This window comes from Lutibacter sp., assembly GCF_040883305.1.
Lineage (GTDB): Bacteria > Bacteroidota > Bacteroidia > Flavobacteriales > Flavobacteriaceae > Lutibacter.
Window position 1 is genome coordinate 1 of the sequence record NZ_JBFLKT010000325.1, and the last position, 10444, is coordinate 10444.

General features: G+C 28.4%; 11 protein-coding genes and 1 pseudogene. 6 read left to right on the forward strand and 6 right to left on the reverse strand.

Annotated features, from left to right (window positions below):
• Positions 1 to 231, forward strand: a 231-nt coding sequence (locus tag AB1Z17_RS10345; RefSeq protein ID WP_368051726.1) for a DUF2400 family protein, incomplete at its 5' end; no start/stop codon positions are given.
• Positions 232 to 459: 228 nt separating this feature from the next.
• Here AB1Z17_RS10345 and AB1Z17_RS10350 read toward each other — a convergent pair.
• The 4 genes from AB1Z17_RS10350 to AB1Z17_RS10365 form a co-directional block, all read right to left on the reverse strand.
• Positions 460 to 999, reverse strand: coding sequence for a DUF3124 domain-containing protein (locus AB1Z17_RS10350; protein WP_368051727.1), 540 nt, complete (start codon positions 997 to 999; stop codon positions 460 to 462).
• 180 nt (positions 1000 to 1179) lie between these two features.
• Positions 1180 to 2643, reverse strand: coding sequence for an aminopeptidase P N-terminal domain-containing protein (locus tag AB1Z17_RS10355; RefSeq protein WP_368051728.1), 1464 nt, complete (start codon positions 2641 to 2643; stop codon positions 1180 to 1182).
• 245 nt (positions 2644 to 2888) lie between these two features.
• Complete coding sequence (locus tag AB1Z17_RS10360) at positions 2889 to 4022, reverse strand: ATP-binding protein (protein ID WP_368051729.1); 1134 nt, start codon at positions 4020 to 4022, stop codon at positions 2889 to 2891.
• A gap of 14 nt (positions 4023 to 4036) precedes the next feature.
• Positions 4037 to 4378, reverse strand: coding sequence for a hypothetical protein (locus AB1Z17_RS10365; protein ID WP_368051730.1), 342 nt, complete (start codon positions 4376 to 4378; stop codon positions 4037 to 4039).
• Positions 4379 to 4707: 329 nt separating this feature from the next.
• Between AB1Z17_RS10365 and gcvT the strand changes: the two genes are divergently transcribed.
• The gene (gcvT, locus tag AB1Z17_RS10370) at positions 4708 to 5790 is read left to right on the forward strand and encodes a glycine cleavage system aminomethyltransferase GcvT (protein WP_368051731.1); all 1083 of its coding nucleotides are present in this window, start codon (positions 4708 to 4710) and stop codon (positions 5788 to 5790) included.
• Between the two features lie 210 nt (positions 5791 to 6000).
• On the opposite strand, the gene AB1Z17_RS10375 is transcribed toward gcvT, so the two are convergent.
• On the reverse strand, positions 6001 to 6546 hold the full coding sequence (locus AB1Z17_RS10375; protein WP_368051732.1) for a 1-acyl-sn-glycerol-3-phosphate acyltransferase: 546 nt from the start codon (positions 6544 to 6546) through the stop codon (positions 6001 to 6003).
• A gap of 248 nt (positions 6547 to 6794) precedes the next feature.
• On the opposite strand from AB1Z17_RS10375, the pseudogene AB1Z17_RS10380 reads away from it, so the two are divergent.
• A pseudogene (locus AB1Z17_RS10380) lies at positions 6795 to 7955 on the forward strand (DNA recombination protein RmuC); the annotation flags it as partial.
• A gap of 234 nt (positions 7956 to 8189) precedes the next feature.
• Here AB1Z17_RS10380 and AB1Z17_RS10385 read toward each other — a convergent pair.
• Complete coding sequence (locus AB1Z17_RS10385) at positions 8190 to 9038, reverse strand: FKBP-type peptidyl-prolyl cis-trans isomerase (RefSeq protein ID WP_368051733.1); 849 nt, start codon at positions 9036 to 9038, stop codon at positions 8190 to 8192.
• 98 nt (positions 9039 to 9136) lie between these two features.
• On the opposite strand from AB1Z17_RS10385, the gene AB1Z17_RS10390 reads away from it, so the two are divergent.
• From AB1Z17_RS10390 to AB1Z17_RS10400, 3 genes are all read left to right on the forward strand, one after another.
• Entirely contained in the window at positions 9137 to 9502 is a 366-nt protein-coding gene (locus AB1Z17_RS10390; protein ID WP_368051734.1) for an RNA-binding S4 domain-containing protein, read from the forward strand.
• Positions 9483 to 10085: an SAM-dependent methyltransferase gene (locus AB1Z17_RS10395; RefSeq protein WP_368051735.1), complete on the forward strand. Its 603-nt coding sequence runs from the start codon at positions 9483 to 9485 to the stop codon at positions 10083 to 10085. Before AB1Z17_RS10390 ends, AB1Z17_RS10395 begins: the two co-directional genes overlap by 20 nt.
• A 5-nt stretch (positions 10086 to 10090) precedes the next feature.
• On the forward strand, positions 10091 to 10444 hold a 354-nt coding region (locus AB1Z17_RS10400), incomplete at its 3' end, for a phosphoribosyltransferase family protein (protein WP_368051736.1).

Below are 10444 nucleotides of genomic sequence, written 5' to 3' on the forward strand. Positions count from 1 at the left end.
AAAGCTGGTGTAGATTTCGGAATTTGGAATACTATTTCTCCAAGTATATTATCATGTCCGTTAGATGTGCATTCTGGAAATGTTGCTCGTAAATTAGTATTGTTAACAAGAAAACAAAACGATGCAAAAGCGTTAACTGAATTGGATGCTTCACTTCGAAAAATGGATAAAAACGATCCAGTTAAATACGATTTTGCTTTATTTGGATTGGGTGTTTTTGAAAAGTTTTAGTGGATTTAAAAAATTATATTGATTAAGCGTCATGTTGAACTTGATTCAGCATCTCACAATACAGATAACCAATCATTAAGAGATCCTAAAATCGAAAATTTACGAATTCCATATTATGAACTAAAAAATGAATGAATAATCAAGTTCAGGGTGTCGTAATATCGTAGCTGATAAATTGCTAAGCAGGTATAATAGCTGAAAATATCAATTAAATCACTTTCAAACTAACTATTCAATTTTAATTCCCTGTGAAGTAAAAGAAATTCCTTGTTGTCCGGAAGTAGAAATCATAACACTTTCAAAATGAGGGTCATTTACAATTGATTTCTTTTTCCAATCAAAAACAAAATTTGCACCAGTTCCTCCTTGTTTATCAACTTCATCAATAACAATTTCAACTGTTTCTAAGGGTGCTAAATAAATAGGTTTGCTAAAATAAGTTCTAATTAAATCTCCTTTAGTATTAAAATAAGTAGCTTTTTCAATAAAAACAGAATCGTTTAGATTTATGTTTTTCATACTAACTGTAACCGTTAAATTATGCGTTCTATGTTCTGTGCTACTGTATATTTGAGAGTAAACGGACAAATAAGTTTGTCCAGAAATAAGTGTGTCGTTTTTATTGAATTGAACAGTTCTTTTTTCCCAATTAATAGGTTTAACAGAACTAAATTCTTTTTCTGTTTCGCAAGAAAAAATCATCAAACAAATGCCTAAAAAAAGTGCTAGTTGTTTTACAATGCTCCATTTATGTATTTGAATTTTCATATGTATTTTATATTATTTTAACCGTCATAAACTGCCTGCCTTCCGGACAAGTAGGTTCGCCAATTATTAATTTCGTTGAGAAATAAACTTTCTAACATTGCTCGTTTATAAAACCCTATAATTTGTTATTAAAGATATTAATTTATTATTTGAATATTTAAGGTTTTCTTTATTTTAAAATCAATCTAATTTTGGAAGTATAAAACTATCTAAAACACTTGGTAGTTTCATTGTTGCTTCAATTGCTGAAGAAGTTCTTGGTGCCTTTGATGATAAATTTACAGGACCATTTCTAGTAATTAAAATATCATCTTCAATTCTAACACCAATTCCCCACCATTTTTCATCGCAATCACTACCATTCGGAATATAAATTCCTGGCTCCATTGTAACCACCATATTTTCTTCAAACCTATTATAATTTCCTGGATCATGCACATCTAAACCAATATGATGCGAAGTTCCATGCGGAAAATACGGATGTCTCGTTTTTTCAGATGCAATAATTCCCAAATCTGCCAAACCTTTATTTATTATTTTTTTTGCTATTGCATTCGGTTTATTCATTTTAGTTCCAACAGTATACGCTGCAATTCCAGCTTCCTGAGCTTTAAAAACTAAGTCGTAAATCAGTTTTTGTTCAGGAGAAAATTTACCACTTGCAGGAATTGTTCTTGTTACGTCAGCAGTATATCCGTGATATTCAGCACCTAAGTCCATTAAAATCAGATTGTTATCACCAATCAATGTTTTATTATTATCTACATAATGCAAAATACAACCATTGTTACCAGCCCCCACAATTGAAGGGTAACCTTCATATTCCGCTCCGTATTTTTTATATACAAATTCGTGCACACCTTGTGCTTCTGTTTCAGACATAGTTGGGTACATTGCCTTCATTATTTCTAATTGTCCGATTGCTGAAATTTCAATAGCTTTTTTTAACAACACCAATTCTTCTTTGGTTTTAATTTCACGCAAAGAAGCCATTACTCCTTTTAAAAATTGAGTATCTATTCTTTTTTTAGTTTCGTTATGAAGATTATCATCAGCCGGATTATTTAACTGAATTAAATCAAAAGACACTTTTTGTTTAAAGGTTTTTATTAAATCGTACAAATCAGCACCGTCTTTGGAATCTCTTACATCGTTTTCAAAACTCTTGAATAAAATTTTTTCAAATTTGGAAAAATCAATAGCAAAACTCTCAAATTCCCTACCATTATAGGCAACTCTAAAACCTAATTCATCTTGCGCTCCAAGCACCCCTAATCGCTTTCCTGTCCACATTTCGGCGGTTTCGTTGCGTTCTTGTACAAATAAAACTTCATTAAATGTTTTACCTTGAATGGTCTGTTTTTCTTTAAAAATTAATACCATGGCATGTGGCTCTTTATAGCCGGTTAAATAATAAAAATTTGGATCTTGGTGGTACAAGTAATCCACATCATTCGCTCTATTTCTAATAGCATTTGCAAAAAAAACAGCAACACTATTACTTGGCATTTTAGAACGCAAAGCTTCCCTTCTATTCTTGTGAAAGTCTTTTGTTAAATAGTCTTGAGGAAGATTTTTATTTTGTGAAAAACTTGTTGAAAATACAAAGAAAATTAATAAGACAGATGTATTGCTAAATTTCATATTTAAATAATTATTAGGGTATTAAAACTCAAATATAGCAAAATCCTAAAAAAGAGTTCCAATTGATTGAAATACTGACAAACATAGTAAGATCTAATTTTTAAAAATATTATTTCAGAATAAAAAATTAGCTTTTAAGCTTATTTATAACTCAATAAAACTAAGTTATTGTTTAAAACCTTAATAAAATAAGTTAGAAATTTTTATTGTAGATAACATAAAAGCAATAACTATGCTCAAAATAATTATTCTCTAATTTTAATATATGGCATATTTATTTTTTTAATAGTACTACCTTTCACAAATTGAGTTGGTAGTGTAAATTTAAATAAACTGCCTTCATCTTTATTATCTTCAACCCATATTTTACCATGATGACTCTCAACAAAATCTTTGCAAATAACAAGACCTAAACCACTCCCTTTTTCATCTGCAGTTCCTAACTTAGTTTTATTTTCGTCAATAGTAAATATTAAAGTTTTATTTTTATCATCTACTCCTATTCCAGTATCTGAAACTGTAACCTCAATATATTCATCAATAGCCATTGAATATACTTCTACCAATCCATTATTTTTAGTAAATTTAATTGCATTTGAAATAAGATTTCTTAAAATTACTTTCACCATATTTTTATCTGCACTTACATCTAAACCCTCTGGATAAAAACTTCTTAAAGTAATCTTTTTCATTTGAGCGGTTTCTTTGAGCTCGGCTATTATTTGGTCAGAAACAGTTCCAATATTAAAAAAAGAAGGGTTAACTATTAACTTTCCAGATTGATTTTTCGACCAATTTAACAAGTTGTCAAGTAAATTTAATGTCATTTGAGTTCGGGCATTCATTTGATTAATTAACCTTTCAGATTTCTCAATTTTATAGTTACGCAAGTTATTTTTTAAAATATCTGAATATCCTAAAATAATATTAAATGGACTTCTTAAATCATGAGCAATTATAGAGAACATCAAATCTTTAGTTTCTAATGTTTTTTTTAGTTCTTCTGTTTGTTCTTTAATAATTGTCTCCAACTCTAAATTATATTCTGACACATAATTATAAAGTTCATTTTTAAAGACTAACCCAATAAAATTACCTTCTTTTCCAACAGGCAATACATCTGTATTAGAAACTTTCATTTCTAATAGAACTTCTTGTACAGATTTTTTAAAATCAACTAAATTTTTAATTGATAAACAATCTATTACTAAAACTTTTGAGTTTTTAACTAAATCATTCGTTGTTAGAACACCGTAAAATTGATTTTCATCTTGAACAACCAATGCTCGCCTTTCTAACAATTCCTTTTTAATTGTATTTACACCATAAAAAGGATTTACTATTGAAAAATCTCTTCGTATTAAATGCTCAATTTTCATGATTAATTAAATGATTAATCCTCCTCAACAATTTTAAATGAAACTTTAACTTTAAAATCAACTTTTAAAATTTCCTGCTCAGAAACATAAGGAAATACATTAGTTTGTAGTATTCTTAATATTTTTTCTTCTGGTATTTTTGATAAAATTCTCTTATTAACAAATACGCAATCTACATTCTTATGATCTGTATCAATAATTGCAAAACCATTTGGGATTAGCAATTCAAAAGATTTTGATACACCTTGTTTTCCATGAGGAGAATTTTTACCTAAAATTAACATTTCTTCAAAAGGAGGTAATTTTATTTCTTCAAAACTTAAATTAACTGTATATTTTAATCCATTAGTATTCATAATTCAATTTTATAAAAAATTATTCTAGTATAAATATAAGGATAAATTTACATATTGAAGTTATAATAGAATTTAGAATGATTCTTAATTAGAATTATTATATTCTTATTATTTTTCAGATAATTCTAGACATTAATTAAACTAAAGTTTAAGAACTTCATAATATTTATTAATTTAAATAATTTTTTCTAATAATTTTACAACTAAAGTAACACAAAAAATAAAAATATTATTTTATTTTTTTTTCCAAATAAGTTGATAAAATGGTAAATTAATACCAATACAATTATTCAATAATTAGTACTTTAGCAACTTCAAAAACAATAAAAATGAAAAATACTGCTTTATCTCACATACACGAACAATTAGGTGCTAAAATGGTGCCATTTGCAGGCTATAATATGCCTGTGCAATATGAAGGAATTAACATTGAACACGAAACTGTTAGAAATGGTGTAGGTGTTTTTGATGTTTCTCATATGGGAGAGTTTTTTCTAAAAGGAGAAAATGCGTTGGCTTTAATTCAAAAAGTTACTTCTAACGACGCATCCAAGCTCATTGATGGTAAAATTCAATACAGTTGTTTACCAAATAATGATGGTGGAATTGTGGACGATTTATTAGTGTACAGAATTTCAGATATAGAATATATGCTTGTGGTGAATGCATCTAATATTGAAAAAGATTTGAATTGGATTTCTAAGCATAACGATTTGGGTGTTGAAATGATAGATGCTTCTGATGATTATTCCTTATTGGCTGTGCAAGGTCCTAAAGCTTCTGAAGCCTTACAATCGTTAACAAATATTGATCTTTCAACTTTGGTATATTATACTTTTGAAATTGGCGAATTTGCTGGTTGTAAGGATGTAATTGTTTCTGCAACTGGATACACAGGTTCTGGTGGATTTGAAATTTATATAAAAAATAAAGATGCTGAAGCCGTATGGAATGCAGTTTTTAAAGCTGGTGCTGATTTTGGAATAAAACCTATTGGACTGGCTGCGCGTGACACATTACGATTAGAAATGGGATTCTGTTTGTATGGAAATGATATTACGGATACTACTTCGCCTATTGAAGCTGGTTTAGGATGGATTACAAAATTTACTAAAGATTTTGTGAATTCTGAAGCCTTAAAAAAACAAAAAGAAGAAGGAGTAACAAAAAAATTAATAGCCTTTGAAATTTCTGACAAAGGAATTCCTCGTCAAGGTTACAAGATTGTTACTGAAGATGGAACTGTAATTGGAGAAGTAACTTCTGGTACAATGAGTCCTTCACTTAAAAAAGGAATTGGAATGGGGTATGTTGCTAAGGAGTACGCCAAAAGAGACACAGAAATTTTTATTCAAGTGCGAAAAAAAGCAATTCCTGCAACAATTGTAAGATTGCCTTTTTATAAGGGATAAAATTATTTTTTGATATAATATTTAAAAGACAAACTGTTTGAGAAATTTGAATGTCGTCATTCTGAACTTGATTCAGAATCTCACCTTACCGATTGTCAATCATTATAAAAACCTAAATTTCGACTCTGCTCAATAACCCAGAAGTTAGTCTGGTCACTGAGCGGAGTCGAAGTGTTTTTACCAACAATGGTTTTATACTTAGTTTATAACTTACAAATTAAAATTCTCAGGTATTTTTCCTTTTACACCTCTAAAATAAGCATAAAAATATTCAAAATCTTTATCAATATCACCTGTTAAATAATAAGGTTCAGAAATTTTAACTTGCTTGTTTCCAAAATCTAATGTTCCCATTACAATAGGAACATTTGCCCCTTTTGCAATATAATAGAATCCTGTTTTCCAAGGGGCAATTTTTTTTCGGGTCCCTTCTGGGGATAAAGACAAAATAAATTTTTCTCTACTATTAAAAACATCCACAATTGCTTGTACTTTGTTCGAACTTTCATTTCTGTTTACAGGAGCACCGCCAAGCCATCTAAAAATAAACCCAAAGGGTGGTTTAAATAATGATGCTTTACCAATATAATTTATCGGTGTTCCTGTAGCATATTTTATACAAATTCCTAAAGGAAAATCGAGCCAATGCGTATGAGGAGCAGCAATAATTACGTATTTTTTTAAATCTTTTGGGAAATTCCCAATAATTTTCCAACCAAATAATGTGTGTAATATAAATTTTGCAATTGTTTTCATCTGATGTTAATAACTCAACTTTTTTTTCTAATTAATGAGTTCCAATCGCAAATATAAAAATCTTACTTTTATAAACTAATTTTTATTACTATGAATCCTTTTTTAATCTATAGTTTAATTGCTGTTGTTTTTTTTATAATTGGCTATACAATTAGCTACCTAATTAGTAAAAACAAATCACAAAAAATTACTTCTGAATTAGAAATAAAACACAAACTTTTACTTGAAGAAAAAGAACTTAATACTACTTTAATCAATTAAATAACGATAAAACGATATTATCTAACGAGAAACACGAAATTGACTTACGTTACACTCAAAAGGTTTCTGAATTAAAATATTTAGAAGAAAAATTATTAGAAAACAAACAAGAAATAGAAAAATTACAAGAAAAGTTTTCAAAAGATTTTGAATTATTGGCTTCAAAAATATTAGAAGAAAAATCGTCGAAGTTTACGGAGCAGAACAAAGAAAATATCAAAAATATTTTAAATCCCTTACAGGAAAAAATTCAAGATTTTGAAAAGAAAGTCGAAAATACACATAAAGAAAGTATCGATTACCACGCAGCTTTACGTCAGCAAATAGTTGGTCTGAAAGAACTAAATTTACAAATGAGTAAGGAAACCTTAAACTTAACAAAAGCTTTAAAAGGCGATAGTAAAACCCAAGGAAATTGGGGAGAACTAGTTCTAGAACGTGTTTTAGAGAAATCTGGTCTAGAAAAAGGTAGAGAGTATTTTGTACAACAAAGTTTTACTAATGCAGATGGAAAACGAATTTTACCAGATGTGGTTATTCATTTACCAAATACTAAAAAAATGATTATCGACTCTAAAGTATCATTAACGGCTTATGAAAACTATATTAATACAGATAATGAACTAGAAAAAGAACAAGCAATTACAGCCCACGTTAACTCTTTAAAACGTCATATTGAACAATTAAGCCAAAAAAATTATCAAGATATTTATCAAATAGAATCTCCAGATTTTGTATTACTTTTTATACCAATTGAACCCGCTTTTGCAGTTGCTTTAAATAATGACAACCAACTCTATAACAAAGCTTTTGAAAAAAATATTGTGATTGTTACACCTACTACCCTTTTAGCAACTTTACGCACCATTGACAGTATGTGGAATAACGAAAAGCAGCAACGAAATGCCATTGAAATTGCACTACAAGCAGGACGTTTATACGACCAATTTGTTAATTTAACTGAAGATTTAGTTAAAGTTGGAAATCAGCTGAAAACCGTACAAGGCAGTTATAATTCTTCAATGAAAAAACTAACAGGAAAAGGAAATCTTATTAAAAAAGTTGAAAGTATTAAAAAGCTCGGAGCTAAAGGAGCTAAAAATTTTAATGATACCTTGTTAGAAAGAGCTTTAGAAGATGAGGATTAATATTATTTGAAAGGTTTAATGGTTGAAAAGTTGAAAAGCTTAAGTTTAGTTGCCCTCCCTTTGGAAAGGCCTAGAGATCAAAAAGGTTCAAACTAAATATGAAGAACAATAAAAAACTCAGAATTTAACTAAATCCTGAGTTTTTTTAAAATTTTTCCAACTTTATAAGTTCGTATCTAAATAATCAAAATACTATATAATTCAACAGTTAAAAAGTTAAACATAAATATACTACTACTTCGTAGCCTTATCTAAATAATCTGGAATTCCATTGCCATTAGTATCGTCATTTGTTGGATCTCCATCGCCATTAGCGTCTTCATCAACAGTTAGCACCCCATCACCATCATCATCATCATCTAAATAATTATAAATACCATCTTCGTCTGTATCATCATTGGTAAAATTATTATCACCATTTAAGTCTTCAAATTTTGAATCCACACCATCTAAATCGTGATCAATTAAATTTACATTTTTTAAAGCTATTTCAAAAATTAAAGGAGAGTTTTTCTCAATTAAACTTTGACTAGCATTACGATAAGCTAAACCTGAAGGTATAAATAAAATTCCTTTGCCATAATCTTCAAAATCAAAAGATTCATCCTCATTTTGAATTACAGTTCCACCTTTAAAATTTGTAAAACCATATTGCCAACCTGGAATTAGTCCACTCAAAATAGCCGGACTTGTTCCTATATTCCACGAAAAAGTTGTCTTTGTATCAAAAACAGTACTATCTAACAACATTCCTGTATAAGTTGCATAGATAGAATCTACTCCTGAAGGTGCAATTGATGAACCCTCATTTTGTCTTAAATAGTATAATTTGTATGCTACATCATTATAAATAATATTTTGAGTGTTAACTTGGCCCATTAATGGAGTTTCACCATTAGTAATAGTCCAAATTCCCCCATCTACTTCATTCAAATAATGGGTTTTTAAATAGTCAATCAATATACTATCGTCTATAAGTGATTGTCCAGCAGCGTCGTAATCATCTGAATTATCATCATCGTTTTTACAAGAAAAAATAGCCAAACCAATTATAAATAATACTAATAAATTTTTAATTTTCATTTACTTTTATTTTAAGGTGCGCAAGATACTATTTTCATACCTTTGTTTCAAATGTTTCAAAGAGAATAACTAAAATTTAACTTTATTATAGTATTTAAATGCGAATTGATAAATATTTATGGTGTATTCGGTTGTACAAAACCAGAAGTATAGCTACTGAAGCCTGTAAAAAAGGACATATAAAAATAAATAATGCTAGTGTAAAAGCTTCTAAATTAATATTTAATGGTGAGCAAATTTCCGTTAGAAAAGATCAAATAAATTATAAAATTGAAGTTTTGGATATTCCTCCAAATAGAGTTGGTGCAAAATTGGTAGATTTGTTTAGAAAAGATATTACACCTAAAGAAGAATTTGAGAAGTTTGAACTTTTAAAATATGCTAAAGACTATTATCGCAAAAAAGGAACTGGAAGGCCAACAAAAAAAGATAGACGAGACATAGATGACTTACAAGAAGAATAAAACAGATTTTGACAAAGAATATTGGGAGCATAAATATGCAAATAATAAAACTGGCTGGGATATTGGTTATGTCTCTACTCCCATTAAAGAATACATAAATCAACTTAAAAACAAAGATTTAAAAATTCTTATTCCAGGTGGTGGAAATAGTTTTGAAGCAGAATATTTATTGAATAAGGGTTTTAAAAATGTAAGTGTTTTAGATATTGCACAACAACCATTAAAAAATATTGAAAAAAGAATTCCTCAGTTTCCAACAGAAAATTTAATCAATCAAAACTTTTTTGATCATACAACTACGTACGATTTAATTATTGAACAAACCTTTTTTTGCGCCTTATCACCTTCCTTACGTGAAATGTATGTAGACAAAATGTATAACTTATTAAATAAGGACGGAAAATTAGTTGGGTTGCTTTTTGATTTTGAATTAACAGAAGAAGGACCTCCATTTGGAGGAAGTTTAATTGAATACATTCAACTATTTTATGCGAAATTTGAAATTAAGGTTTTGGAAAAATGTTATAATTCTATAAAACAAAGACAAGGAAGAGAATTCTTTTTTATCTTTGAAAAAAAATAACGATAATGGAAAGTTCAATTATTTTAACAAACGAGCAAATTAAAAATAAAACACGTCGTATTGCCTATCAAATTTACGAAACCAATTGTAATGAAAAAGAAATTATAATTGCTGGTATTAATGGTAATGGCTATGTGTTTGCTCAAAATATTGCAACTATTTTAAATGGTATTTCTGATCTTAATGTTGTTTTATGTGAGGTAAAAATAGATAAAAAAAATCCTAGAAAAGAAATTACAACTAGTATAAAAACAGATGAATATAAAAATAAATCGTTGGTTTTAGTAGATGATGTTCTAAGTTCTGGCACAACTTTAATCTATGGAATTAAGCATTTTTTAGAAGTTCCACTAAAAAGA